Source organism: Streptomyces rubiginosohelvolus, from assembly GCF_014649875.1.
Lineage (GTDB): Bacteria > Actinomycetota > Actinomycetes > Streptomycetales > Streptomycetaceae > Streptomyces > Streptomyces rubiginosohelvolus.
Genome location: NZ_BMTW01000001.1, coordinates 895,671 through 922,270, shown reverse-complemented (window position 1 = coordinate 922,270; position 26,600 = coordinate 895,671). Strand labels below are relative to the sequence as shown.

Here is a 26,600-nt window from a genome sequence, read left to right as displayed (position 1 = left end):
GAGCGTCCACCCTACCTGGGGCGTGCGGGGGCGTGATCGTACGAGGTGATCATCGGCCCGAAAGCCCGATGGGCACCCGGCGTGTCGCCGGGTGCCCATCGGAGCCGTACGCGTGCAGCGGTCCCGTGTCGTCAGTCCTCGTCGGACGAGGAGGCCGGCAGCTGGGTGGTGATCAGGTCCATCACCGAGGAGTCGGTCAGCGTCGTGACGTCGCCCAGCTCGCGGTTCTCGGCGACATCACGCAGCAGGCGACGCATGATCTTGCCGGACCGGGTCTTCGGCAGCTCGGCGACCGGCAGCACCCGCTTGGGCTTGGCGATCGGGCCGAGCGTCGCCCCGACGTGGTTGCGCAGCTCCGCGACCAGTTCGTCGGACGCGGTCGCCGTACCGCGCAGGATCACGAACGCCACGATGGCCTGACCGGTCGTCTCGTCGGCCGCGCCGACCACGGCGGCCTCGGCGACCGACGGGTGGGAGACGAGGGCCGACTCGACCTCGGTGGTCGAGATGTTGTGCCCGGAGACGAGCATGACGTCGTCGACCCGGCCGAGCAGCCAGACGTCGCCGTCCTCGTCCTTCTTCGCACCGTCGCCCGCGAAGTACTTGCCCGCGAAGCGCGACCAGTAGGTGTCGATGAAGCGCTGGTCGTCGCCCCAGATGGTGCGGAGCATGGAGGGCCACGGCTCGGTGAGGACGAGGTAGCCGCCCCCGCCGTTCGGCACCTCGTTGGCCTCGTCGTCCACGACGGTGGCGGAGATGCCCGGCAGCGCGCGCTGGGCGCTTCCCGGCTTCGTCTCCGTCACACCGGGCAGCGGCGAGATCATCATCGCGCCGGTCTCGGTCTGCCACCAGGTGTCCACGATGGGGCACTTGTCGGCGCCGATGTTCTTCCGGTACCACATCCAGGCCTCGGGGTTGATCGGCTCACCGACCGAACCGAGGACGCGGAGCGAGGACAGGTCGAACTTGGCGGGGATGTCGTCGCCCCACTTCATGAACGTACGGATCGCCGTCGGGGCGGTGTAGAGGATCGTGACGCCGTACTTCTGCACGATCTCCCAGAACCGGCCCTGGTGCGGGGTGTCCGGGGTGCCCTCGTACATGACCTGGGTCGCGCCGTTGGCCAGCGGCCCGTAGACGATGTACGAGTGGCCGGTCACCCAGCCGATGTCGGCGGTGCACCAGTAGACGTCGGACTCCGGCTTGAGGTCGAAGACCGCGTGGTGCGTGTACGAGGCCTGGGTGAGGTAGCCGCCGGAGGTGTGCAGGATCCCCTTCGGCTTACCCGTGGTGCCCGAGGTGTAGAGGATGAAGAGCGGCTGCTCCGCGTCGAAGGCCTCGGGGGTGTGCTCGGCGGACTGCCGGGCGGTGATCTCGTGCCACCAGACGTCACGGCCCTCGGTCCAGGCGGTGTCCTGACCGGTGCGGCGGACGACGAGGACGTGCTCGACGGTGTCGAACCGGGATACGGCGTCGTCGACGGCGGGCTTCAGCGCGGAGGGCTTGCCGCGGCGGTAGCCGCCGTCGGCCGTGATGACGACCTTGGCGTCCGCGTCCTTGATACGGGCGGCGATGGCGTCGGCCGAGAAGCCGCCGAAGACCACGGAGTGCGCGGCGCCGATGCGGGCACAGGCCAGCATCGCGACGGCGGCCTCGGGGATCATCGGCAGATAGACGGCCACCCGGTCGCCCTTGCCGACGCCCAGCTCGGTGAGGGCGTTGGCGGCCCGGGAGACCTCGTCCTTCAGCTCCGCGTAGGTGATGGCCCGGCTGTCGCCCGGCTCGCCCTCGAAGTGGATGGCGACCCGGTCGCCGTTGCCCGCCTCGACGTGGCGGTCCACGCAGTTGTACGCGACGTTCAGCTTGCCGTCCGCGAACCACTTGGCGAAGGGCGGGTTGCTCCAGTCGAGGGTCTCGGTCGGCTCGGTGGCCCACGTCAGGCGGCGGGCCTGCTCGGCCCAGAAGCCCAGCCGGTCCGCCTCGGCCTGCTCGTACGCCTCTGCGGTGACGTTGGCGTTGGCGGCCAGCTCGGCAGGCGGAGCGAACTTCCGCTCTTCCCGAAGCAGGTTGGCCAGGCTCTCGTTACTCACGACTTCTCCCAGTCCCAGGGTGTCCGTTGTGTCCCGGGGCATAGCTCATCAGGCGCGAGGCCGGGTGACAAGGGCCTGCCGGGAATTGGTTTAGACCTGTGTTCTCGTGTATGGGGCCATGATCCCGCTCCGCGTTCGAGAGCCGCCGAACGACGCGAGGCGCGCGACATTTCCGGCCATCCGAACAGGGTCATCCGGGGTCATCTGATGGCACGGGCTTCGGGTCCGTCCGGTTCAGACCGGAGGCGTTCGGGCTATTCGATAACTCCTATTAGTGAATAAAAAGCTTTTCATTCGGTATGTCGCCCTTGCCCGTGCGGGGCTGCGTGCGAATTTGGCCGCGCCGCCGTCGGTACTTCGCCGCACTTCGGCGCACTTCTATGCACTTCGGCGCACATGACCTGCAAGGAAGAGGGTGGGCGGATGATGGCCGCCACGAAGAGGATCGCCATGGGCGTCATGTCCACGGCCCTGGTCGCCGTTCTCGCGGGCTGTTCCGGCTCTGTGTCCGGCAGCGGAGCCGGAGGATCGGCGTCCGGAGGTGCGGAGACCGACGCGGAGAAGGGCGCCCACGGCGCCAAGGAGAACCCACCGGCCAACGCCCCGAAGAACGCGGTCAAGCTCATCGGGGACGGCTCCACCGCCTTCACCGGCGTCCAGCCGAACGTGCCGGCCGTCGAACGTCTCGCTCCCGGCGAGAAGCCGCCCCAGTTCGTGGTGTTCTCCTGGGACGGAGCCGGGGAGGACAGCCAGAAGCTCTTCTCGCACTTCCGCGGCGTGGCCAAGAAGTACAACGCCAAGATGACGTACTTCCTGAGCGGCGTGTACCTGCTGCCGGAGGAGAAGAAGGACCTCTACAACCCGCCCCAGCACGCGCCGGGCCGCTCCGACATCGGCTTCAACGACACCGAGGGCATCCGCGACACCCTCGCCGAGGTCCGAGCCGCCTGGAAGGACGGCAACGAGATCGGCACCCACTTCAACGGCCACTTCTGCGGCGCGGACGGCGGCGTCGGGACCTGGTCCGTCGATGAGTGGGAGAGCGAAATCAGCCAGGCGAAAGCTTTCGTCAAGGGCTGGAAGACCAACACCCCGGAGCTGAAGGGCGAGGCGCCGCTCCCCTTCGACTACGAGAAGGAACTGATCGGCGCCCGCACCCCCTGCCTCGAAGGCAAGGACAACATGGTCGCCGCCGCCCGGACCATGGGCTTCCGCTACGACTCCAGCGGCGTCGGCAACCAGGTCTGGCCCCAGAAGAAGGGCGGGGTCTGGGACATCCCGCTCCAGCTCGTCCCGATGCCCGGCCGCGCCTTCGAGACCCTCTCGATGGACTACAACTTCATGGTCAACCAGTCCGGGACGACCACCCAGGGCGACCCCTCCCAGCACGAGTACTGGGGGAACCAGATGCGGGACGGGCTGCTCCAGGCCTTCGACCGCTCGTACGAGGGCAACCGGGCGCCCCTGATCATCGGCAACCACTTCGAGTCCTGGAACGGTGGCACCTATATGCGCGCCGTCGAGGAGACCATCGCGAACGTGTGCACCAAGGAAGGTGTGCGCTGCGTGTCCTTCCGGCAGCTCGTCGACTGGCTGGACGCGCAGGACCCGAAGACGCTGGCCAAGCTCACGACGCTCGGCGTCGGCGAGGCTCCGAAGACGGGCTGGTCGTCCTACCTCGGCAAGCAGCCGGGCGCCGCGCAGCCCGAGGGGAAGCCGGCGGGGAAGCCCGCCGAGAAGCCCGCGGAGGCCGACGCGGGTGCGCCTCCCGCCGGGGCGACCGGCTGAATCCCGACTGACCGCACCGCGGTCGCCGCACCACCGCGGTCACTGCACCACTGCTTCGCCGCGGTCGCTGCATCGCCGCGTCGTTCGCCGGTCACCCTGGGGTGGCCGGCGAACGACGCTCGGGGGCCGGTGCTTTGGGGCCGACGTTCGTGGGTCGGTGCTCAGGGGCCGGCGTTCCGCGACGGCTCCCAGGCGTCGCTTCAGGCGGGTGCCGCGACGCCCGCCCCGGCGTGCCGTTCGTCGAGTACGAAGGCCGGGTCGACCTGGGCCGCCAGGTCGGCGCCGGTCTTCTCGTTGCCCCAGCTCTCGGCGTTCTTCAGGTGGAAGTGCACCATCTGGCGTGTGTAGCGCTCCCAGTCGCGCAGCTCGTACGAGTCCTCGGCGGTGTCCTGCAGCGTCTGCAGGGCCATCCGGTTGTCGGCCTCCAGCAGCTCGAACCTGGACGGCCGCCCCTTCTCCATCGACCGGACCCAGTCGGAGTGACCGATCCCGATCAGCAGGTCGTCGCCGACCTCCGCACGCAGGAAATCCAGGTCGTCCGGGCCCTGCACCTTGTTCCCGACGACCTTCAGGGCGACGCCGAAGTCGCGTGCGTACTCCTTGTACTGGCGGTACACCGACACCCCCTTCCGGGTCGGCTCCGCGACCAGGAACGTCATGTCGAAGCGGGTGAACATGCCCGAGGCGAACGAGTCCGAGCCCGCCGTCATGTCGACCACGACGTACTCGTCGGGGCCGTCGACCAGGTGGTTGAGGCAGAGCTCCACGGCCCCGACCTTGGAGTGGTAGCAGGCGACGCCGAGGTCGGACTCCGTGAAGGGGCCCGTCGCCATCAGCCGGATGTCTCCGTCGTCGAGCCGCACCGTACGCGCACAGGCATCGAAGATCGGGTTGTCCTCGCGGACCCGCAGCAGCCGGGAGCCCTCGCCGGGCGGAGTGGTCTTGATCATCGTCTCGGCGGAAGCGATACGGGGGTTGGCGCCCCGCAGGTAGTCCTTGATGAGGGGGAGGTAGGCGCCCATGGCGGGCAGCGCGGCGGACTCCGCGTCGTCCAGTCCGAGGGCTGCCCCCAGGTGCTGGTTGATATCGGCGTCCACGGCGATGACGTGGGCTTCGTTGGCGGCGAGGTGGCGGATGAAGAGCGAGGACAGCGTGGTCTTTCCGCTGCCGCCCTTCCCGACGAAAGCGATCTTCATGTTCACCTAGGGTAGTGGCTCCATTGCGGTGCGCTGTCATCGTTCGTGAAGATGGCCACTTGAGGGTGGTCCGGGTGGGGCGGGCGCGTAGCCTCGCTACTTATGAGTACGACTGCCTCAGACCCGCTTGCCGCGCTCGCTTCCCTGCCAGGTGTGCCCGATGCCGTGGACTCCGTGCGCAAGGCCGTCGACCGGGTCTACGGCCACCGCGTCATGCGGCGCCGCAGCAATGAGGTCACGGCCGAAGCCGCACTGCGGGGTTCTCGTGGTTCGGCCGCACTGGCCGGTGCCGACTGGAACCTTGAAGAGGTTCGTCGGCGTACCGACTTCAGCGGGGAGGACGAGGCGCGCACCGTCGGTGCGGCGCTGCGACTCACGGCCGAGGCGGGGCAACTCCTTTCCGTCTGGCGGCAGTCACCGCTGCGGGTGCTGGCCCGGCTGCATCTGGTGGCGGCCGGCGGGGCGACCTCCGACGACGCGGTGGGGCGCCCTCGGCTGGCGGGCGAGGCCGTGGACGAGCCCCTGATCGAGGCACCGCTTCCCGGAGCCGGGGAGGTCGCCGGGCGACTCGAAGGGCTCTCGGGCCTGATCATCGCGGGCGGCAGCGCCCCCGCCCTGATCACGGCCGCCGTGGTGCACGGTGAACTGCTGGCGCTGCGCCCCTTCGGCTCGCACAACGGTCTGGTGGCCCGGACGGCCGAGCGCATCGTGCTGATCGGCAGCGGGCTGGACCCGAAGTCGATCTGCCCGGCCGAGGTGGGACACGCGGAACAGGGCCGGGCGGCCTATGTCGCGGCGTTCGAGGGCTACACGGCCGGAACCCCCGAGGGCATGGCCGCCTGGATCGCCCACTGCGGGCGCTCGATCGAGCTGGGTGTGCGCGAGTCGACCGCAGTGTGCGAGGCGCTCCAACGAGGCGCCGCCTGACGGTCCGGCGATGGCCCGCTCCGGGGTGATGGCTCGGCCAGGGGTGCGGGGGCCCGGCCCAGGGCGCCGAACCGGTCAGGGCTCCGGCCCGGTGCGAGGGGGCGGTCAAGCCGGAGGGGGATGGCGCGGGTGCAAGGGGGTTGCCCGGGCCCGAAGGTGATGGTGCGGGTGCAAGGGGGCGGCGGGCGGCCCGGGGTCCGAAGGCGATGGTGCTGGTGGGACCCAGGGGCGATGGCCCGGTGCAAGGGTTGCGGCGGTACCGGAGTGCGGTACCGCCGCTGGCACGTCGGCCCAGTTACCAAGCGTCCTCGTAAATTGCCCATCAGGTCGGGTACTTTGCCCGTCACCTGGTGCGGCTGGCCCGTATTCGACGGGTCGACGTCGCGTGGGTGCTCGGCTCTCGTGCGCGGTCCGTGGGGCCGTTCTGCGTACAACAGGTCATCCTCGCGGATGTCCTTGGTCTCGCGGGCCGTTATGTCCTTTGTACTCCAGGACCAGGGGAACGGAAACCCCTGGCCTCGCTTCTTTACTTTTAGGTTCAATCAAGGGCGAATCGGACGAGGGTTGTCGCCTGGCTTCGGCTTCACCCGGGCAGGACTGCCCCGGCGGTACGGCGGCGACTGGCGTACCAGACCAGCCCGGCGGTGACGGCCGCCGCGCCGACTGCGGCCGCCGCCACGAGGGCGGGGCGCGGCGGCATCGAGAAGGCGGGCAGGCGCTGCTTGAGCCGGACCGGGCGGTTGAAGACGAGAATCGGCCACTCGCGAAGGGTCGCTTCGCGGCGCAGCGCGCGGTCGGGGTTGACCGCGTGCGGATGGCCGACCGACTCCAGCATCGGCACGTCGGTCGCCGAGTCGCTGTAGGCGTAGCAGCGCGAAAGGTCGTACCCCTCCGAGATGGCGAGCGCCCTCACGGCCTCGGCCTTGGTGGGTCCGTAGGCGTAGTACTCGATCTCTCCCGTGAAGCAGCCGTCGTCGCCGACGACCATGCGCGTGGCGACGACCCGGTCGGCGCCGAGCAGTTCGCCGATGGGCTCGACGACTTCGGCGCCCGAGGTCGAGACGATGACCACGTCGCGCCCTGCCGTGTGGTGTTCCTCGATGAGGGTGGCGGCCTCGTCGTAGATGATCGGGTCGATCAGGTCGTGCAAGGTCTCGGCGACGATCTCCTTGACCTGCTGGACGTTCCACCCCTTGCAGAGGGCGGAGAGGTATTCACGCATCCGCTCCATCTGGTCGTGATCGGCGCCCCCGGCGAGGAACACGAACTGTGTGTACGCGGTGCGCAGTACAGCGCGGCGGTTGATCAGTCCGCCTTGGTAGAAGGACTTGCTGAAGGTCAGCGTCGAAGACTTCGCAATGACCGTCTTGTCCAGGTCAAAGAAGGCTGCTGTGCGCGGCGAGAAGCAGTTTTCCACAACGCTGAGCATAGGGGCCCACCATTCGGCGTAAACTCCGGCGCGTGGGTTTGCCTGAGAAGGGCCTCGGGTACACCATGGAAGTCACGGATCGTTCGCGACCGTGCTAACCCGGTCCGACTCCTCCCCCCCCCGAGTCGGCCGTGGGGACGACCCCCGCTCTCCCCCCCGGCGGGGGTCGTCGCATGTCCGGACGCGTTTTAGGGGCGGAAACCACCTTATGTCTCCCGTCTGGCCGTCATCGGCCTGATCGTGTGAGCTGGCCTTCGTGCGACTCCTCTCGTCACAGTGTGTAGCCAGGAGGCTGCGCTCCGGAAGTCGCTGGTATGGGTGACGAAGTTATTCACAACCCTGGGGTTGTCCACAGTTTTTCATCAAGATCCACATGTTTTTCCGTCGTGCTGCACGTTGATTCCACCCGCGAAGTCCGCGGGGGCCGGAATCGCGCATCTCGGAAACGCTCCGAGAACACCGCGAACCGCACTGAAGGGGCAGTGAGAAGGGGGCGGAGATCGTGGCTGGATCCCTCGCAGGGGAAGAGGCGACGGCCGTCGGCGGGCGGCGCGGCGGCCCGCTGATCGTGACGGAGGACGTGGAGCTGCTCGACGACCTGCTGCGGCTGTGCGCGGCGGCCGGTGCCGAGCCGGAGGTCCATCACAGGCCGCCCGGGCGTCGTGGCAGCTGGGAGCGGGCCCCGATGGTGCTGGTGGGCGATGACGCCGCCGCGCGATGCCGGGGCGCCGGCCGGAGGAAGGGGGTGATGCTGGTCGGCCGGGACCAGGACGACCCGGACGTATGGCGGCGGGCGGTGGAGATCGGGGCCGAGTATGTGCTGCGGCTGCCGGATTCCGAGGGCTGGCTCGTCGATCAGATCGCCAATGCCGCCGAGGGCGTGGGACGGCCCGCGCTGACCGTCGGCGTGATGGGCGGCCGGGGCGGCTCCGGCGCATCGACGCTGGCCTGCGCCCTTGCCGTGAGTGCGGCGAGGTCCGGTCGGCGGACGATGCTGATCGACGCCGACCCGCTGGGAGGCGGCATCGACGTCCTGCTCGGCGGCGAACGGGCCGAGGGCATGCGGTGGCCGGATTTCGCGCAGTCGAAGGGGCGGCTCGGGGGCGGGGCCCTCGAGGACTCGCTGCCCGCGCTCCACGGGCTGCGGGTGCTGAGCTGGGGACGCGACGACGAGGTGGTGATCCCGCCGCAGGCGATGCGGGCGGTCCTCGCCGCCGCGCGCCGACTCGGCGGAGTGGTGGTCGTCGACCTCCCGCGCCGGGTCGACGAGGGAGTCGCCGAAGCCTTGGCCCAACTCGATCTGGGACTGCTCGTGGTGCCGGGCGAACTGCGCGCGGTGGCAGCGGCCAAGCGCGTCGCGTCCACGGCCGGAATGGTGCTGGACGACCTGCGGGTGGTGCCCCGGGGGCCGTATGCGTCGGGACTGGACGGGCGGTGGGTCGCCCGGGCCGTCGGTCTTCCGCTCGTCGGCGAACTCCCTTGGGAATCTGGCCTGCTGGACTCCCAGGACGACGGCACCCCGCCCGGTGGCAACGCCCGGGGCTCGCTGGCCCGGTTCTGCGCAGCTTTCTGGGACCAGGTGGCGGTGGCCGGCGACACGAGCCCCGTGACCGGCCCGCCCGGGGGAGGGACGGCATGACGGACGAACTGCTCGACGCCGTACGTCAGCGGCTGGCACGCAGCGGTGCCGCTCCCACACCGGCGGGAGTGGCCGCCGCCCTGCGGGCCCAGGGACGGCTGCTGGGGGATGCCGAGGTGCTCGGAGCAGCAGAGGAGCTGCGCGGCGAACTCGTCGGCACGGGCGTGCTGGAGCCGTTGCTCGCGGATCCCGAGGTGACCGATGTGCTGGTGTCCGCACCGGACCGGGTGTGGGTGGACCGGGGCGGCGGGCTCCAACTGACGGGCGTCACCTTCTCGGACGCGGCGGCGGTCCGGAGGCTGGCCCAGCGTCTAGCGGCGGTGGCCGGCAGGAGGCTGGACGACGCACGGCCCTGGGTGGACGCACGGCTGCCCGACGGCACACGGATGCACGCGGTACTGCCCCCGGTGGCCGTCGGCTCGACCTGCCTCTCCCTGCGCGTTGTGCGGCCGCGGGCCTTCTCGCTCACGGAGTTGGTGGACGCGGGCACGGTGCCGCCGGGCGGCGACCGGATCCTGCGTGCCCTCGTGGAAGCCCGGATCTCCTATGTGATCAGTGGGGGCACCGGGGCAGGCAAGACGACGCTTCTCTCCAGTCTGCTGGGCGCGGTCGGTGTGAACGAGCGAATCGTGCTCGCCGAGGACTCCGCCGAACTGCGACCGGACCATCCGCACGTGGTCCGCCTGGAGTCCCGTCCGGCCAATCAGGAGGGCGCGGGCCGCGTGACGTTGCGCGATCTGGTGCGGCAGGCCTTGCGCATGAGACCCGACCGTCTGGTGGTCGGCGAGGTGCGCGGCGCCGAAGTCACCCAACTGCTGGCCGCTTTGAACACCGGGCACGAGGGAGGGTGCGGCACCGTTCACGCGAACGCCGCCGAGCATGTCCCCGCCCGACTGGAGGCGCTGGGCACCGCGGCCGGCCTCGACCGGGTCGCCCTGCACAGCCAGTTGTCGGCTGCGCTCTCGGTGGTCGTTCATCTCGCACGGGATCGTGCGGGGCAACGACGGGTCGCCGAGGTGCACGTCCTGGAGCGGGATGCCGCGGGTCTCGTCCTCACGGTCCCGGCCCTGAGCTGGGGCGTCGGGGGCTTCGTTCCGGAGCGGGGATGGGAACGGCTGCGGTCGCTGATCGGGGGTGCGCTGTGACGGCGATGGAGATGACGACGACGGCGGCAGCGGTGACATCGGCGTACGGGGCTCACGCGGTGGCTCTCTGCGCGGGATCGGCGGTGTGGCTCGCGATGACGCGGGACCCGGGCGTCCGGCGGGCGCGGGTGCTGTTCGTGGACGCTCCGCCCGAGCCGCGTAGGACGTGGGGCCGGTCGTTACGTCTGGTCGAGGCATGGGGGCGCCTGACGGAAGCGGCCCGAAAGCGTCGGGAGTGGTGGTGCGTTCCGGGCGCGGTCGTCCTCGCGGTGCTGGGGAGTTCGGTGCTGCCGCTGGTCGCGGGAGCCATGGTGGTCCCGCTGGTACGCCGATGGCTGCTGAGGCGGGCTGGAGCGCAGGAGGCGGAGAGGGGCGCGATCGCGGTCGCGGCGTTGTGCGGAGCCGTGGTCGGGGAGCTTCGGGCCGGGCGCGAGCCGGGGCAGGCGTTGCTCGTAGCCCTGAGAGAAGGCCTCGCGGAAGACGGATCTGCGGCGGCGGGCGCCTCCGGCAGCAGGCTGGGGGAGGCGGAGGCGGCGGTGCTGGCGGCGGCACGGTTCGGCGGCGATGTGCCGGCCGCGTTGCGGCAGGCGGCGGAGAGCCCGGGGATGGGCGGCCTGTCCGGGATGGCCGCGTGCTGGCGGGTGGCCGTGGACGGCGGGGCGGGCCTGGCGACCGGGCTGGAGCGCCTGGAGGCCGCGCTGCGGGAGGACCGGCGCAAACGGGACGAGTTGCGCGCCCAGCTGGCGGGGGCGTGGTCGACGGTCGTGGTCCTGGCACTGCTTCCCGTCGCGGGTCTGGGGTTGGGTGCGGCCCTCGGTGCCGAGCCCCTCCGCGTACTGCTGCACACCCCGGGCGGCCTGGCGTGTCTGGCGGTGGGCTCCTTCCTGGAGGCGGCCGGGCTGTACTGGGCCCGCCGAATCGTGCGCGGAGGGGAGGCGGCGTGAACGCGGTGGGCGGAGAAGTTCTCCACAGCCTGGGGATGTCGGCGGTGGTGCTGGGAGCGGTGGCGCAGGTGGCAGCCATGATCGCTGCCAGATGTCGGAAGCGAGCGATGCGTGGGCGGGGTGCGCAGTTGTTGGGAGTGGACGCGACCCCGAGGCCCGGCGGGCGGGGCCGACTGGTCGCGCGGCTCAGGTCGAGCGGTGGTCCGCGCCTTTCCGAGGGCGCTCGGCGGTGGGCGGCTCCGGGCGGGGCCTGGCTGACCGGATGGATTCTGGTCGGCGGTGTGCTGGGCTGCGCGGTCGGGGCGGCCGCGGCGTACGGGACGTGGCGGTGGCAGAGGACTCGCCCCCGTGGCCGTCCCGGCCACAGCCCTCCGGAGCGCGCCGTGATCTCCGGGCAGCTCCCCCTGGCCGCGGATCTGCTGGCCGCCTGTGTCGCGGTCGGGGCCGGTCCCCGGGAGGCGGCCGAGGAGGTGGGCCGATCCATCGGCGGCCCGGTCGGAGACCGGCTCGCCCGAACCGCCGTCGAGATCCGGCTCGGCGGCGAACCGGCCGAGGCGTGGGGCCGGTTCGGGGAGATACCGGGTGCAGGCCCGCTGGCCCGCTGTCTGCACCGGGCAGGTGCGACGGGGGCCCCGGCGGCGGAGCCCATTGCCAGGCTGGCCGCGTCGATACGCGCCGAGCGAGCCGCCGCGGCAGTGGCACGGGCGCAACGGGCCGGGGTGCTGATCACCGCGCCGGTCGGCCTCTGCTTCCTTCCCGCCTTCCTGGCGGTCGGGGTGGCGCCGGTGATCATCGGCCTGGCCGGCGATCTGCTCGCGACCGGCGGTCCGGGCCGGTAGGCCGCGCACGGTTCGCGGCCCGCGGCTGCCTGCCGGTCGATCTGGCGGTCATTCATTTTCGCTGTCACTCACGGGTGTTCCGTTCGGGCGCCCGCTCGTCATCGATGCTCATCGGGGGATGAAATGGAAACGAAGTTCTGGGACCGGGCCGTCGGCGCTGTGCGCGGGGGACGGCTGTTCACGGGGTGGCCGGACCGGCGGGCGAAGTGGTCCGTGCGGTGGGCGGGTCGGCTCGGCCGGTCCGATCGGGGGATGACCACTTCCGAGTACGCGGTGGGAACGATCGCGGCGTGTGCCTTCGCGGCGGTGCTCTACAAGGTGGTGAACAGCGGGCCGGTGCTGTCGGCGCTGCAGTCACTGGTCGAGGACGCACTCGATGCGAAGTTCTGAGAATCGGCCGGGGCCAGGTCCGGGGGCCCGGTCCACGGAAAGGTGCCGGTGCCTCTTCCGGTGTCTCGGCCGGGGGCTCTCGCGGGGTGCCGCTCGGGGGCGGTACCGGGGGCGGTCCCCGCGCGGTGGCCGGGCCGGCGACCGGGGCGCGGTGACCGCGGAGGCGGCTGTGGCGATCCCGGTGCTGGTGGCGTTCGCCCTGGCCCTGCTCTGGGCGTTGATGGCTGCCGCGGACCAGATCCGGTGCGTGGATGCGGCACGGGCAGGGGCTCGGGCCGTGGCTCGTTCGGAGCCGGAGACGGCGGTGCTGGATGCCGCGCGTGATACGGCGCCCCCGGGGGCCCGGGTCGAGATGGGGCGGGCGGGAGATCTGTGGCGCGTCCGCGTGGAGGCGCCGACCCGGGGCCCGGGGGTGCTGGCCCTGACGTTGAGCGCCGAGGCGGCTGCCCTGGCGGAGGACACGGTGGGGGGTGCCGCGCCATGAGGGCGAGGGGGCTTGGGGGCCCGGGGCTGGGTGCCCTTGGCCTGGGCGTGGGGCGGGGCGCGTTGCGGCGGTGGGACTGCGGTTGGGGCCTGGGCCAGGGCTCAGGCCGGGACCCGAGCCTGGGCCGGGGCCAGGGCCCGGACCGGGGCCGGCGCACGGGCATGAGCCGTGGTGCGGACCGGGGCTTGGCGACCGTGTGGGTGGCTGTGACCGCGGCCGGACTGTGCACCGTGTTCGCCGTGGTGCTCGCGCTGGGACAGGCCGTGGCTGCCCGTCACCGGGCGGGCGGGGCCGCGGATCTGGCGGCCCTGGCGGCGGCGGACCGGGCGTTGGAGGGGACGGAGGCCGCGTGTGAGGCGGCCCGGAGAGTGGCTCTGGCGCAGGACGCAGCGGTCGTTCGCTGCGCGGTGCAGGGGGAGGTCGCCGATGTGACCGCCCGCGCGGGATTCGGGCCCTACCTACCCACCGTCAGGGCCCGGGCCGGGCCTCCGGCGGGTCCCTCGGCCGGGGCTCCGACCGATCCCCCCGTCCTGGCTTCGACGGATCCCCTCGTCCTGGCTCCGACCGATCCCCCTGTCCCGGCTCCGGCAGGTTCCTTCGGCGGGCCTCCGGGTCCGGCCTCCGGCGGGTCCCTCGGCTCAGGGTCCGGGTGGGAGTCTGCCGGGTCCTGACGTCTCGTCGGTGTCCGTCGGTTTCCTCCTCGTCGGGTCAGTCCGCCGGGGCGGTCGGTTCGTCCGGTTCCGCGGGGGCGGCCCTGAGGAGTTCGGTGAGGAGGCGTACGGCTCCGCGTTTGTGCAGGGGCTCGTTGCCGTTGCCGCACTTGGGGGACTGGATGCAGGAGGGGCAGCCCGCCTCGCACTCGCAGGACGCGATGGCCTCCCGGGTCGCCGTCAGCCAGGCACGGGCGGTGTGGAAGGCCCGCTCGGCGAATCCGGCGCCTCCGGGGTGACCGTCGTACACGAAGACCGTCGGCAGGAGGGTGTCCGGGTGCAGGGGTACGGAGACGCCGCCGATGTCCCAGCGGTCGCAGGTGGCGAAGAGGGGGAGGAGTCCGATCGAGGCGTGTTCGGCGGCGTGGAGCGCGCCGCCGAGGATCTCCGGATTGATGCGGGCGGCGTCGAGTTGGTCCTCGGTGACCGTCCACCAGACGGCACGGGTGCGCAGGGTGCGGGGCGGCAGGTCGAGCTTGGTCTCGCCCAGGACCTCCCCGGTGATCAGTTTGCGGCGGAGGAAGGAGACGACCTGATTGGTGACCTCGACGGAGCCGTAGCAGAGCCGGCCCTGACCCCAGGGGATCTCGGTGTCGGTCTCCAGGACGGTGATGGCGGTGGTGTCGCGGGCGACTGTCGAATACGGGGGTTCGGCCTGTTCGACGAGGGCCACGGAGTCCTCCAGGTCCAGTTTCCGGACCAGGTGGGTGCGGCCCTGATGGAGGTGGACGGCCCCCTCGTGGACGGCCGTGTGGGCGGCGGCCGCGTCGACGGTGCCCAGCAGTCGGCCGGTGCCCTCCTCGACGATCTGGACGGGGCGGCCGCCCCCGCCTCGGATGTCGGCGAGGTCGGCGGCCCGTTCGCGGCGGGTCCAGTGCCAGCCCGACGCCCGTCTGCGCAGCAGTTTCGCCGCCTCCAGTTGTGGCAGCAGTTCGGGCACGGCGGGGCCGAAGAGCGCGATGTCTGCTTCGGTGAGGGGGAGTTCGGCGGCCGCGGCGCAGAGGTGGGGGGCCAGGACGTAGGGGTTGTCCGGGTCCAGCACCGTCGACTCGACGGGCTGCCGGAACAGCGCCTCCGGGTGGTGCACCAGATAGGTGTCCAGCGGGTCGTCCCGGGCCACGAGGACGGCCAGGGCGCCCTCCCCCGAGCGGCCGGCGCGGCCCGCCTGCTGCCAGAGGGAGGCCCGTGTGCCCGGGTAGCCGCAGATGACCACCGAGTCGAGGCCGGAGACGTCGATGCCGAGTTCCAGGGCGGTGGTGGCCGCCAGGCCGAGCAGCTCGCCGGAGTGCAACGCCCGCTCCAGGGCCCGGCGCTCCTCGGGGAGGTAACCCCCGCGATAGGCGGCGACCCGCTTCGGCAGCGAGCGGTCGACCTCCGCGAGGCGCTCCTTGGCGATCACCGAGATCAGCTCCGCGCCACGCCGGGAGCGTACGAAGGCGACCGAGCGGACGCCCTGGAGGGTCAGGTCGGTGAGCAGGTCGGCGGTCTCGGCCGTCGCGGTACGGCGTACGGGGGCGCCCTTCTCGCCGTGCAGGTCGGTCAGCGGGGGTTCCCACAGGGCGAAGACCAGCTCGCCGCGCGGGGAGGCGTCGTCGGACACCTCGACGACCGGCAGGCCCGTCAGACGCCCGGCTGCGACCGCGGGGTCCGCCGCCGTGGCCGAGGCGAGCAGGAAGACCGGATCGGCCCCGTAACGGGCACTCAGGCGGCGCAGACGGCGCAGTACCTGGGCGACATGGGAGCCGAAGACGCCCCGGTAGGTGTGGCACTCGTCGATCACGACGAACCGCAGGGCGCGCAGGAACGAGGACCAGCGGGGATGGGAGGGCAGGATGCCGCGGTGCAGCATGTCGGGGTTGGTCAGGACGTAGTTGGCGTACTGCCGTACCCATTCGCGTTCCTCGACCGGGGTGTCGCCGTCGTAGACCGCGGGCCTGACGGCGTTGCCGAGCGGGGCCGCCAGCGCTTTCACCGAGCGTCGCTGGTCGGCTGCCAGGGCCTTGGTGGGGGCGAGGTACAGGGCGGTGGCCCCGCGGCCGTTCGGGGCCTCCGAGCCGTCCAGGAGGGTGCTGAGGACCGGCGCCAGGTACGCGAGGGACTTTCCGGAGGCCGTGCCGGTGGCGATCACGACCGATTCGCCGTCCAGAGCGTGCTCGGCCGCGGCCGCCTGATGCGCCCACGGATGGTCGATCCCGGCTTTTTCGATCGCCGAGATCACTTCTGGCCGCACGCGATCCGGCCAGATGGCATGGGTTCCCGATCTCGGGGGCAGGTGCTCCGTATGAGTGATGCGCGCGGCCCGGCCCGCCCCTGTGGCGAGCCGGTCGAGGATCATGGCGGGAGAGGGGCGCGAGCCCCTGCTCTCGGCTGGTCGTCCGGGACGGTGATTCTTGGCCATCGGCACCGAGTGTGTCACTGGCGTGACGGACAATGGTCCCAAGGCGTCGTGCATGGCTGCTGGTAAGTGATTGAATGCCATCGCGGCTGGCGATCCGTCCCCTGGCCTCCGTCGGGGAGACCGAGGGGCGACCGCTCGATAGCAAGGTGCTGGAGGATCCGTGGACCTGTCCCTGTCGACTCGCAATGTGTCCGGCCCTGGTGGCGACCGTACGGTCGTCGAGGTCGGTGGCGAGATTGATGTGTATACCGCGCCCAAGCTGCGCGAGCAGTTGGTCGAGTTGGTGAATGACGGCAGCTACCACTTGGTTGTCGACATGGAAGGCGTCGACTTCCTCGACTCCACCGGCCTCGGCGTGCTCGTGGGTGGCTTGAAGCGTGTCCGGGCCCATGAGGGCTCACTGCGCCTGGTCTGCAACCAGGAGCGCATTCTCAAGATCTTCCGGATCACGGGTCTGACCAAGGTGTTCCCGATTCACACCACGGTCGACGAGGCTGTCGCCGCCACCGACTGAGGTCGGAGCGGACCGGCCTCCGGGCCGGTCGGCAGGCAGTGAACAGGCCGGCAGCGGCAGCGCATGGGCCGCGACGGGCAGGCGGTCGACCTTCGGGTCGGCTGTCGGCTTTGTCGGCTTCCGGAGGAGGAGAGCAGGGGTGCCGGGCGACACGCCCGGGGCCCCTGAGGCGTACGCCCGAACGTTCGAGGGGGATGGCATGGCCACCGTTGAACTCCGCTTCAGCGCCCAGCCTGAACATGTCAGGACGGCCCGCCTGGTGGCGGCCGCCGTGGCGCGCCGGGCCGGCGTGGACGAGGCGGTGCTCGACGAGGTCAGGCTCGCCGTCGGCGAGGCGTGCAGCCGCGCGGTCGGGCTGCACCGCAGTCACGGCATCACCGCGCCGGTCAGCGTCGCGCTGACCGAGGAGGAGAAGGCGTTCTCCATCGAGGTCGGGGACAGCGTTCCCGATCCCGGCGCCGATTCGGTGGACTCCGGGGCCCCTGACGCCTCCGAGGCCGACGGTGAGGGCGAGGACGAGATGGGCCTCGCGGTCATCAGCGGACTCGTCGACGACGTGGAGGTCCGTTCCGGTGCGGGTGGCGGAGTGATCCGCATGAGCTGGCCGACGGCCGACGCCGCGGTTCCGTCCTGAAGCTGCGGCCCGGGGTTGGAGCTGCGGTGCGCCCTGAAGCCCGCGGTCCGGCCGTGAGGCCCGCGCTCGTGCCTGCGCCTGTGCCTGTGGCCGTACCGGCATCCGTGCCCCCTGCCCGTGTTCCGGGGGCTCAGCTCCGTGGGTCTCCAGCCGTCCGGGTGACGTGATGTTTCGTTTTTCCAGGCCCTGCTGAGCAGGGCCTTTTTTCATCGAGGGCTTGGCGAGGACTCATCGAGGGCTCGCCGAGGGTTTCCGGGTAATGCGTCTGCCTCATTACTGCATTCGAGCAGAATCGCTCCGCTGATCTTTCGGCGTTGGGGGGAGAGCGATCAATTCTCTTCCCACCCACTGTTTTGATCAGGTTCCGCTCCCTACAATCCGTCCACGACTTGAGCGCTGAGCGTCAAGGAGGACGTATGGCGGAGTTCTTCACCACCCCAATGGCAGTACTGACGCAAGAATCCGCACTTTCCGACCGGCCCGCTTCCCTCGCGGCGGCGGCACTCACCGACGGCAACCGGCTGATCGTCATCGTCGTGGCGGTCGTCGCCGTCGCCGCGCTGATCGTCGCCCAGCTGCTCGTACGCCAGGTCCTGGCGGCCGGCGAGGGCACCGAACGGATGAAGGAGATCGCCGCGGCGGTCCAGGAGGGTGCGAACGCCTATCTGGCGCGACAGCTGCGCACCGTCGGTGTCTTCTCCGTCGTCGTGTTCTTCCTGTTGTTCCTGTTGCCGGCCGACAACTGGTCGCAGCGCGCGGGGCGTTCCCTCTTCTTCCTGGTGGGTGCGCTTTTCTCGGCGGCGACCGGATACATCGGCATGCGGCTCGCCGTACGGAGCAATGTGCGGGTGGCGGCAGCCGCGCGGGAGGCGACTCCGGCGGAAGGCGAACCGGAAAAGGATCTCACCTCCGTCTCGCACAAAGCGATGAAGATCGCTTTCCGTACCGGTGGTGTGGTCGGAATGATCACGGTGGGGCTCGGTCTGCTCGGGGCTTCCTGTGTGGTGCTCGTCTACGCCGCCGACGCGCCCAAGGTGCTGGAGGGGTTCGGCCTCGGTGCGGCGCTCATCGCCATGTTCATGAGGGTCGGTGGCGGGATCTTCACCAAGGCCGCCGACGTGGGGGCCGACCTGGTGGGCAAGGTGGAGCAAGGCATCCCGGAGGACGATCCGCGTAACGCCGCCACCATCGCCGACAACGTGGGCGACAACGTCGGTGACTGCGCGGGCATGGCCGCCGACCTCTTCGAGTCGTACGCCGTGACGCTCGTCGCCGCGCTCATCCTCGGCACGGCGGCGTTCGGCGACTCCGGTCTCGCGTTCCCCCTGATGGTCCCGGCGATCGGTGTCGTCACCGCGATGATCGGGATCTTCGCGGTCGCCCCGCGCCGGGCCGACCGCAGCGGGATGACCGCGATCAACCGCGGCTTCTTCATCTCCGCGGTGATCTCGCTCGGCCTCGTGGCCGTGGCGGCCTTCACCTATCTGCCGTCCTCGTACGCCGAGCTGGACGGAGTCGGCGACGAGGCGATCGCCACGCACGGCGGCGACCCGCGGATCTTCGCCCTGGTCGCGGTCGCCATCGGCATCGTCCTGGCCGCGCTCATCCAGCAGCTCACCGGCTACTTCACCGAGACCAACCGCCGCCCCGTCCGGGACATCGGGAAGTCCTCGCTCACCGGCCCGGCCACCGTGGTGCTCGCGGGCATCTCCATCGGCCTGGAGTCGGCCGTCTACACCGCGCTGCTGATCGGCCTCGGCGTCTACGGGGCGTTCCTGCTGGGCGGTACGTCGATCATGCTGGCGCTCTTCGCGGTCGCGCTCGCCGGGACGGGGCTCCTCACCACCGTCGGCGTCATCGTCGCCATGGACACGTTCGGTCCGGTGTCCGACAACGCCCAGGGCATCGCCGAGATGTCCGGGGACGTCACGGGGGCCGGCGCCCAGGTGCTCACCGACCTGGACGCGGTCGGCAACACGACCAAGGCCATCACCAAGGGCATCGCCATCGCCACCGCCGTCCTGGCGGCGGCCGCGCTCTTCGGGTCCTACCGCGACGCCATCGCCACGGCGGTCGACGACGTCGGGGCCGGGGTGGGCGAGCTCGGGCTGAGCCTGGACATCTCGCAGCCCAACAACCTCGTCGGCCTGATCCTGGGCGCGGCGGTCGTCTTCCTGTTCTCCGGGCTCGCCATCAACGCGGTGTCCCGGTCCGCCGGATCCGTGGTCTACGAGGTCAGGCGGCAGTTCCGCGAGCGCCCCGGGATCATGGACTACACGGAGAAGCCGGAGTACGGACGCGTCGTCGACATCTGCACCCGCGACGCCCTGCGGGAACTGGCCACGCCCGGGCTCCTCGCGGTGCTGGCGCCGATCGCGGTCGGCTTCACCCTCGGCGTCGGCGCGCTCGGCTCGTACCTCGCCGGCGCGATCGGCACCGGAACGCTGATGGCGGTGTTCCTCGCCAACTCCGGCGGGGCCTGGGACAACGCCAAGAAGCTCGTCGAGGACGGCCATCACGGCGGCAAGGGCAGCGAGGCCCATGCCGCGACCGTGATCGGCGACACGGTCGGCGACCCGTTCAAGGACACGGCGGGCCCGGCGATCAACCCGCTCCTCAAGGTGATGAACCTGGTCGCCCTGCTCATCGCCCCGGCGATCGTGCAGTTCAGTTACGGCGCGGACGCGAACCCCTGGGTGCGGGCGCTGGTGGCCGTCGTCGCCATCGGGATCATCGTCGCCGCGGTGTACGTCTCCAAGCGGCGGGGCATCGCCGTGGGCGACGACGACGTCTCGGGGGACGGCGGTCCCTCGGTTCCCGCGCCGGATCCGGCCGCGGCTCCGTGACCCGTACGCGAAAGGGGTCGGGGAGGGTCCGCGTCCGCCTCGTGGAGAGGTGAGGTGACGTGTGATCAAGAGGTGGATGGATGGCTCGTGCTGACGGGCCGCCCGTCCGCCTCTTTCTCGCTGCCGCCTGCGTCCCTTCGGGGCTGCTCCCGTCCGTCCCTTCCGGCGTGCGGAATCCTTCCCGCCGGACACCGCTCAGGCGGAATCCGTCATTCGGATGAGTTACCGCTCATGCGTACGGTTCTCTCCATGAGTGGCATCTCCCTCATTTCCCTTGGTGCAAATGGCTTCAAAAGGGTGCATAAAGGATGACCGGCACCCGGCTGTCGTCCCCTCGCCGTGTAAGTTCCGGGCCGAGAGCCTTGGAAGGGACCGATCCGGTGAACAAGAAGCTTGCAGCCGCACTGTCCGGCGGTGCGGTACTCGTACTGACGCTGTCGGGCTGCAGCGACGACAGCGACAACAAGGTCAACGACTGGGCCAAGAAGGTCTGCGACCAGGTTCAGCCGCAACTCCAGAAGATCAACAACGCCAACGCCTCGATCCTCGAGAAGACCGGCGACAACAACAAGCCCGCCGACGTCCAGAAGGCCGACTCGGTCGCCTTCCAGGAGATGTCCGAGGCGTACAAGGCGCTGGGCACGGCTGTGGACTCGGCCGGCCCGCCGCCCGTCGACGGCGGCGAGGCCACGCAGAAGGCTGCGGTGAAGGAGCTCAACGCCTCCTCCAAGGCATACGCCGACCTCAAGACCCAGGTCGACGCACTCGACACCAAGGAGCAGAGCAAGTTCGCCGACGGGCTGAAGACCATCGCCGACGAGCTCAACAAGATCAGCACCGGTGGTGACCAGGCGCTGAAGAAGCTCCAGTCCGGCGAGGTCGGTGTCGCGATGTCGAAGCAGGAGGGCTGCCAGAAGCAGACCGCTTCGACCGGTCCCTCCGGTTCCGGGGCGGCCGACGCCGACGCCGACGCGTCCTCGGAGAGCTCGGCCCCCGACAAGAAGGAGTCGGAGGACAAGGGCTCCGCCGAGAAGGAGTCCTCGGAGAAGAAGTCCTGAGCGCTGTCCTTCCGGCAGCGGCCCGGACACCCGGTGGGTGTCCGGGCCGCTGCCGTTGTCGGTGCGACCGGACACAATGGGAGGGTGAGTAAGAGCAGCCTTCCCGCACCCGACCACGCCGCCGCCCTCCGTGAGGCCCTGCTCGCCGCGGACTTCACCGCGGACGGGCTCCTCGAACGCCTCGGCGCGCCCGCCTACGCCGCCCTCGCGCGCAGCGAGACCGTCCCCGCCCTGCGGGCCACCCGGGGCGACACTCCGCTCGACACGCTGGTGCGGCTGTTCCTTCTGCAGCGCCCCGTCGCCGAGGAGCGGGCCCGTGCCGCCCTTCCGCTGGACGAGTGCGTCGCGGACGGCTGGGTGACCCGCGAGGGCGGTGCGGACGGGGAGGTCCGCGCGTGCGTCGACGTACGGCCGTACGGGGGGCCGGACAGCGAGGACTGGTTCATCGTGTCCGACCTCGGATGCGCGGTCGGCGGCGCGGGCGGGATCGGCTCGCGCGAGGAGGGCGTCGTCCTCGGCGTCGGCGGAGCCTCCACCACCCTCGCCGGGATCACCGTGCGGACGCCGGTCGCCTCGGCGCTCGACCTCGGTACGGGCTCCGGCATCCAGGCGCTGCACGCCGCCCAGCACGCGACCCGGGTCACCGCCACGGACCTCAACCCCCGTGCCCTGGAGTTCACCCGGCTCACCCTCGCCCTGTCCGGCGCAGCCCCCGCCGACCTGCGCGAGGGGTCCCTCTTCGAGCCGGTGGGCTCCGACACGTTCGACCTGATCGTCTCCAACCCGCCCTTCGTCATCTCGCCCGGCGCCCGCCTCACCTACCGGGACGGCGGCATGGGCGGCGACGACCTGTGCCGCACGCTGGTGCAGCAGGCGGGCGACCATCTGAACGAAGGGGGCTACGCCCAGTTCCTCGCCAACTGGCAGCACGTGGAGGGCGAGGAGTGGCAGGACCGGCTGCGCTCCTGGGTGCCGTACGGCTGCGACGCCTGGATCGTCCAGCGTGAGGTCCAGGACGTCACGCAATACGCCGAGCTGTGGCTGCGGGACAGCGGTGACCACCGCAGCGACCCCGCCGAGTACGACGAGCGGTACGAGGCGTGGCTCGACGAGTTCGAGGCCCGGGGCACCACGTCCGTCGGCTTCGGCTGGATCACCCTGCGCAAGTCCTCCGCCGCGGCGGCCGGGAACGCGTCGATCGTCGTCGAGGAGTGGCCGCACGCGGTGCAGCAGCCGCTGGGCCGGGCGGTGGAGGAGCACTTCGCCCGCCAGGACTACCTCCGCGACCAGGACGACGCGGCGCTGCTCGCCGGGCACTTCTCCCTCGCCGCCGAGGTCGTGCAGGAGCAGGTCGGCCTGCCGGGCGCGGAGGACCCCGAGCATGTGGTGCTGCGTCAGCACCGGGGCATGATGCGGGCGACCAAGGTCGATGCGGTGGCCGCCGGGTTCGCCGGTGTGTGCGACGGGTCGCTGCCCGCCGGGCGGATCCTGGACGCGATCGCGCAGTTGATGGCGGAGGACCCGGTGCTCCTGCGCGACCGGACACCGCAGGCGATCCGGCTGCTGGTCGAGGAGGGCTTCCTGGAGCCGACGTCCGGGGTCGTGGCGCGGGGGGAGTGAGCCGGACGCGCCGGGGGGCCGGGTGTTGGTCGGACCGGACACCCAGGTGCTTTCTGCCCGGACACCTCGATGCCGGGTGCCCGGCCGCCCGGACGGCCGCCGCCCCGAGCGCGGCCCGGGCGCCTTCCGGTATCCGCGGCCTCCCGGTCCCGGGGCCTTCCGGTACCGGCCGGTCGCGATCGTCGTCCCGGGCGCGCTGTCCTTATTAACCAGCGCGTTCGTGCCCACGTCCCGCCCGCGGCGCGCCCGGCCCGCGGATTCCGGTCACGGGTGCTCCGGGCCCCTGCCCCACCCCGGCCCGTACCGCCGAAGGAGTTCCGCCCGTCGGCGGGGGAGTGCTGTTCACCCGGGGTTCGTGTGGGCGATGCCCCGGGGTGACAGCCTCCCCGTGCCGGGCCGCCGAGGTCCGGCTCCGACGGGCCGGGCCGGCCCGCCCCGGGCGGCTCCCCGACGAGTCGTGCGACGGGTCACACGACGGTCTAGGGGTACGACATGGAGAGCGCCACCGCAGTCTTCGCCGGTTCGGCCCTGGCACTGTTCGGCGCCGCCCTCCTGATCTGGACAGGGGCGCGAGCCCTGCACCGCGCGCCGGTGGCGCACGGTGTGAGCCCTGTCGCCTCCACCGCACTCACGACGCTCTTCGGCGTAGTTTTCCTCGGCCTCGGTGTGTGGGTCTTCACGCACGTCTGATCCCCGCCCCCGGCCGGGCGGCGCCCGGGTCGACCGGTCTTCGGGCGGACGCCGCGACCGTCTCCGAAAAGCCGCAGGCCGAGGCCCCGCGTGGCGCGGACCCGGCGGTCCGGGCGGCAGGAATGGCGGAAGTCGGGTTACCGTTCGAGTGGCCGTTGCGGGCTTTTGCCGTTTGACACGGGGGCGGGTTGTACCGTCACACTCCGCAGCGACAGCACCGCGGGCAGCGTCATGACGCCGCCCGGATGCCCACCGAGTGTCGACCGGAGAGAAGAGCGAAGTTGTCCCCGACCAGCGAGACCGCACAGGGCGGCCGCCGACTCGTCATCGTCGAGTCGCCTGCCAAGGCGAAGACGATCAAGGGCTATCTCGGCCCCGGATACGTCGTCGAGGCGAGCGTCGGGCACATCCGCGACCTCCCGAACGGCGCGGCCGAGGTCCCGGACGAGTACACCGGCGAGGTGCGCCGCCTCGGCGTGGACGTCGAGCACGACTTCCAGCCCATCTACGTCGTCAACGCGGACAAGAAGGCCCAGGTCAGGAAGCTCAAGCAGCTGCTGGCCGAGTCCGACGAACTCTTCCTCGCCACCGATGAGGACCGCGAGGGCGAAGCCATCGCGTGGCACCTCCAGGAAGTCCTGCGGCCCAAGGTCCCGGTCCACCGGATGGTCTTCCACGAGATCACCAAGGACGCGATCCGGGCCGCCGTCGCCAACCCCCGCGAGCTCAACCAGCGCATGGTCGACGCCCAGGAGACCCGCCGCATCCTCGACCGCCTCTACGGCTACGAGGTCTCGCCGGTCCTGTGGAAGAAGGTCATGCCGAAGCTCTCGGCGGGCCGCGTCCAGTCCGTGGCCACCCGCCTCGTCGTCGAGCGGGAGCGCGAGCGCATCGCCTTCCGCTCCGCCGAGTACTGGGACCTCACCGGAAAGTTCGCCACCGGCCGCACCGGTGACGCCTCCGACCCCTCGAACCTCACCGCCCGCCTCAGCGCGGTCGACGGCCGCCGCATCGCCCAGGGCCGCGACTTCGGCCCCGACGGGCAGCTCAAGGCCGGCTCCGCCCAGACCCTGCACCTGGACGAGACGAACGCCCGCGCGCTCGCCGCCGCGCTCGCCGACTCCTCCTTCACGGTCCGGTCCGTCGAGTCGAAGCCGTACCGCCGCTCCCCGTACGCCCCCTTCCGGACCACGACCCTCCAGCAGGAGGCGAGCCGCAAGCTGGGCTTCGGCGCGAAGGCGACCATGCAGGTGGCGCAGAAGCTGTACGAGAACGGCTTCATCACCTATATGCGTACGGACTCCACGACCCTCTCGGACACCGCGGTGTCCGCGGCCCGGGCCCAGGTCACGCAGTTGTACGGGGCGAACTACCTCCCCGAGAAGCCGCGTACGTACGCGGGCAAGGTCAAGAACGCGCAGGAGGCGCACGAGGCGATCCGCCCCTCCGGCGACCGCTTCCGCACCCCCGCCGAGACCGGGCTCACCGGCGACCAGTTCCGGCTCTACGAGCTGATCTGGAAGCGGACCGTCGCCTCCCAGATGAAGGACGCGACCGGTAACTCGGTCACCGTCAAGATCGGCGGCCGGGCGAGCGACGGCCGGGACGCCGAGTTCTCCGCGTCCGGCAAGACGATCACCTTCCACGGCTTCATGAAGGCGTACGTCGAGGGCGCCGACGACCCGAACGCCGAGCTGGACGACCGCGAGCGCCGGCTGCCGCAGGTCGCCGAGGGCGACGCGCTGACCGCCGACGAGATCACGGTCGACGGGCACGCCACCAAGCCCCCGGCCCGCTACACCGAGGCCTCGCTGGTCAAGGAACTGGAGGAGCGCGAGATCGGCCGCCCCTCCACGTACGCCTCGATCATCGGGACGATCCTGGATCGCGGTTACGTCTTCAAGAAGGGCACCGCGCTCGTCCCGTCCTTCCTGTCCTTCGCCGTGGTCAACCTGCTGGAGAAGCACTTCGGCCGACTCGTCGACTACGACTTCACCGCCCGGATGGAGGACGACCTCGACCGCATCGCGCGGGGCGAGGCCAAGTCCGTGCCGTGGCTGAAGCGCTTCTACTTCGGCGCGCAGTCCGGTGACGACGCCTCCGGCGCCGGTGCGGCCTCCGACGCCGGCAACGGCGACGGCGACCACCTCGGCGGTCTGAAGGAACTGGTCACCGACCTCGGCGCGATCGACGCCCGGGAGATCTCCTCCTTCCCCGTCGGCAACGACATCAAGCTCCGCGTCGGCCGCTACGGCCCGTACATCGAGCGGGGCGAGAAGGACGCCGAGGGCCACCAGCGCGCCGACGTGCCCGACGACCTGGCCCCCGACGAGCTGACCGTCGAGCTGGCCGAGGAGCTGCTGGCCAAGCCCAGTGGTGACTTCGAGCTGGGCGCCGACCCGGTGACCGGCAACCAGATCATCGCCAAGGACGGGCGCTACGGCCCGTACGTCACCGAGGTGCTGCCCGAGGGGACGCCGAAGACCGGCAAGAACGCGGTGAAGCCGCGGACCGCCTCCCTCTTCAAGACCATGTCCCTGGACACGGTCACCCTCGCCGACGCCCTCAAGCTGATGTCGCTGCCGCGCGTCGTCGGCGAGGACGCCGAGGGCGTCGAGATCACCGCGCAGAACGGCCGGTACGGCCCGTATCTGAAGAAGGGCACCGACTCCCGGTCGCTGACCTCCGAGGACCAGCTCTTCGACATCACGCTCGAAGAGGCCCTCGCGATCTACGCCCAGCCCAAGCAGCGCGGCCGGGCCGCCGCCAAGCCACCGCTGAAGGAGCTGGGCACCGACCCGGTGAGCGGTGCGCCGGTCGTGGTCAAGGACGGCCGCTTCGGCGCGTACGTCACCGACGGCGAGACCAACGCCACCCTGCGGACCGGCGACAGCGTCGAGGAGATCACGCCGGAGCGCGGCTACGAGCTGCTCGCCGAGAAGCGCGCCAAGGGGCCGGCCAAGAAGAAGACGGCCAAGAAGGCCCCCGCGAAGAAGGCGACGGCCAAGAAGACGGCAGCGAAGAAGACGACGGCCACCAAGACCACGGCCGCCAAGAAGACCGCGGCGAAGAAGACGACGACGGCCAAGAAGGCGACGGCCACGAAGACCGCCGCCACGAAGACCGCCGCCACGAAGACCGCCGCCACGAAGACCGCCGCCAAGAAGACGGCATCGTCCTCCGCCCCGTCGGACGACTGACCTCCGTATCCCGTCCGCATCGCACACCGCCGCCCGGCGCCCTGGATCTGCGTGATCCC

Annotated in this window: 20 protein-coding genes; 16 read left to right on the top strand and 4 right to left on the bottom strand. The window is 71.1% G+C overall.

Annotation, left to right across the window (positions count from 1 at the left end):
* Positions 1 to 131 precede the first annotated feature (131 nt).
* Entirely contained in the window at positions 132 to 2,132 is a 2,001-nt protein-coding gene (gene acs / locus IE134_RS04360; protein WP_032782317.1) for an acetate--CoA ligase, read from the bottom strand.
* A gap of 381 nt (positions 2,133 to 2,513) precedes the next feature.
* On the opposite strand from acs, the gene IE134_RS04355 reads away from it, so the two are divergent.
* Entirely contained in the window at positions 2,514 to 3,878 is a 1,365-nt protein-coding gene (locus IE134_RS04355) for a polysaccharide deacetylase family protein (protein WP_098016862.1), read from the top strand.
* A gap of 200 nt (positions 3,879 to 4,078) precedes the next feature.
* Here IE134_RS04355 and IE134_RS04350 read toward each other — a convergent pair whose 3' ends face one another.
* On the bottom strand, positions 4,079 to 5,074 hold the full coding sequence (locus tag IE134_RS04350; RefSeq protein WP_189429631.1) for an ATP-binding protein: 996 nt from the start codon (positions 5,072 to 5,074) through the stop codon (positions 4,079 to 4,081).
* Positions 5,075 to 5,176: 102 nt separating this feature from the next.
* Here IE134_RS04350 and IE134_RS04345 point away from each other — a divergent pair, with 102 nt between their 5' ends.
* Complete coding sequence (locus IE134_RS04345; protein ID WP_189429629.1) at positions 5,177 to 6,001, top strand: Fic family protein; 825 nt, start codon at positions 5,177 to 5,179, stop codon at positions 5,999 to 6,001.
* Positions 6,002 to 6,584: 583 nt separating this feature from the next.
* On the opposite strand, the gene IE134_RS04340 is transcribed toward IE134_RS04345, so the two are convergent.
* The gene (locus IE134_RS04340; RefSeq protein WP_098893803.1) at positions 6,585 to 7,430 is read right to left on the bottom strand and encodes an HAD family hydrolase; all 846 of its coding nucleotides are present in this window, start codon (positions 7,428 to 7,430) and stop codon (positions 6,585 to 6,587) included.
* Between the two features lie 502 nt (positions 7,431 to 7,932).
* Between IE134_RS04340 and ssd the strand changes: the two genes are divergently transcribed.
* The 7 genes from ssd to IE134_RS04305 all read left to right on the top strand — a co-directional run bounded on the left by ssd (position 7,933) and on the right by IE134_RS04305 (position 13,542).
* A complete protein-coding gene (gene ssd / locus IE134_RS04335; RefSeq protein ID WP_189429627.1) occupies positions 7,933 to 9,069 on the top strand; it encodes a septum site-determining protein Ssd in 1,137 nt (378 codons plus the stop codon).
* On the top strand, positions 9,066 to 10,214 hold the full coding sequence (locus IE134_RS04330) for a TadA family conjugal transfer-associated ATPase (protein ID WP_126931084.1): 1,149 nt from the start codon (positions 9,066 to 9,068) through the stop codon (positions 10,212 to 10,214). Before ssd ends, IE134_RS04330 begins: the two co-directional genes overlap by 4 nt.
* A 5-nt stretch (positions 10,215 to 10,219) precedes the next feature.
* Complete coding sequence (locus IE134_RS04325) at positions 10,220 to 11,158, top strand: type II secretion system F family protein (protein ID WP_229823388.1); 939 nt, start codon at positions 10,220 to 10,222, stop codon at positions 11,156 to 11,158.
* 35 nt (positions 11,159 to 11,193) lie between these two features.
* Positions 11,194 to 11,997: a type II secretion system F family protein gene (locus IE134_RS04320; protein ID WP_229823385.1), complete on the top strand. Its 804-nt coding sequence runs from the start codon at positions 11,194 to 11,196 to the stop codon at positions 11,995 to 11,997.
* Between the two features lie 252 nt (positions 11,998 to 12,249).
* The gene (locus IE134_RS34585) at positions 12,250 to 12,387 is read left to right on the top strand and encodes a DUF4244 domain-containing protein (RefSeq protein ID WP_023607855.1); all 138 of its coding nucleotides are present in this window, start codon (positions 12,250 to 12,252) and stop codon (positions 12,385 to 12,387) included.
* A complete protein-coding gene (locus IE134_RS04310) occupies positions 12,374 to 12,871 on the top strand; it encodes a TadE family type IV pilus minor pilin (protein ID WP_229823308.1) in 498 nt (165 codons plus the stop codon). The genes IE134_RS34585 and IE134_RS04310 overlap by 14 nt, the downstream gene beginning before the upstream one ends.
* Positions 12,868 to 13,542 (top strand): Rv3654c family TadE-like protein, encoded by a 675-nt coding sequence (locus IE134_RS04305; protein ID WP_373301882.1) that lies wholly within the window; start codon positions 12,868 to 12,870, stop codon positions 13,540 to 13,542. Before IE134_RS04310 ends, IE134_RS04305 begins: the two co-directional genes overlap by 4 nt.
* Before the next feature lie 37 nt (positions 13,543 to 13,579).
* Here the strand turns inward: IE134_RS04305 and sftH are convergent, their stop codons facing one another.
* The gene (sftH, locus tag IE134_RS04300) at positions 13,580 to 16,060 is read right to left on the bottom strand and encodes a DEAD/DEAH box helicase (RefSeq protein ID WP_189429624.1); all 2,481 of its coding nucleotides are present in this window, start codon (positions 16,058 to 16,060) and stop codon (positions 13,580 to 13,582) included.
* A 79-nt stretch (positions 16,061 to 16,139) separates the two neighbouring features.
* On the opposite strand from sftH, the gene IE134_RS04295 reads away from it, so the two are divergent.
* The 7 genes from IE134_RS04295 to topA all read left to right on the top strand — a co-directional run bounded on the left by IE134_RS04295 (position 16,140) and on the right by topA (position 26,541).
* Positions 16,140 to 16,493, top strand: coding sequence for an STAS domain-containing protein (locus IE134_RS04295; RefSeq protein ID WP_003967428.1), 354 nt, complete (start codon positions 16,140 to 16,142; stop codon positions 16,491 to 16,493).
* A gap of 199 nt (positions 16,494 to 16,692) precedes the next feature.
* Positions 16,693 to 17,127 carry an ATP-binding protein gene (locus IE134_RS04290; RefSeq protein WP_098016897.1) on the top strand — a complete coding sequence of 145 codons (435 nt, stop codon included), beginning with the start codon at positions 16,693 to 16,695 and terminating at the stop codon, positions 17,125 to 17,127.
* A 416-nt stretch (positions 17,128 to 17,543) separates the two neighbouring features.
* On the top strand, positions 17,544 to 19,973 hold the full coding sequence (locus IE134_RS04285) for a sodium-translocating pyrophosphatase (protein ID WP_189429623.1): 2,430 nt from the start codon (positions 17,544 to 17,546) through the stop codon (positions 19,971 to 19,973).
* A gap of 380 nt (positions 19,974 to 20,353) precedes the next feature.
* Positions 20,354 to 21,031, top strand: coding sequence for a dynein light chain family protein (locus IE134_RS04280; RefSeq protein WP_030718338.1), 678 nt, complete (start codon positions 20,354 to 20,356; stop codon positions 21,029 to 21,031).
* Positions 21,032 to 21,115: 84 nt separating this feature from the next.
* Positions 21,116 to 22,651, top strand: coding sequence for a DUF7059 domain-containing protein (locus IE134_RS04275; protein WP_126931080.1), 1,536 nt, complete (start codon positions 21,116 to 21,118; stop codon positions 22,649 to 22,651).
* A gap of 492 nt (positions 22,652 to 23,143) precedes the next feature.
* Positions 23,144 to 23,341, top strand: a complete 198-nt coding sequence (locus IE134_RS04270; RefSeq protein WP_030718340.1) for a hypothetical protein — start codon at positions 23,144 to 23,146, stop codon at positions 23,339 to 23,341.
* Between the two features lie 281 nt (positions 23,342 to 23,622).
* Complete coding sequence (topA, locus tag IE134_RS04265; protein ID WP_189429622.1) at positions 23,623 to 26,541, top strand: type I DNA topoisomerase; 2,919 nt, start codon at positions 23,623 to 23,625, stop codon at positions 26,539 to 26,541.
* The last annotated feature ends 59 nt before the right edge of the window (positions 26,542 to 26,600 follow it).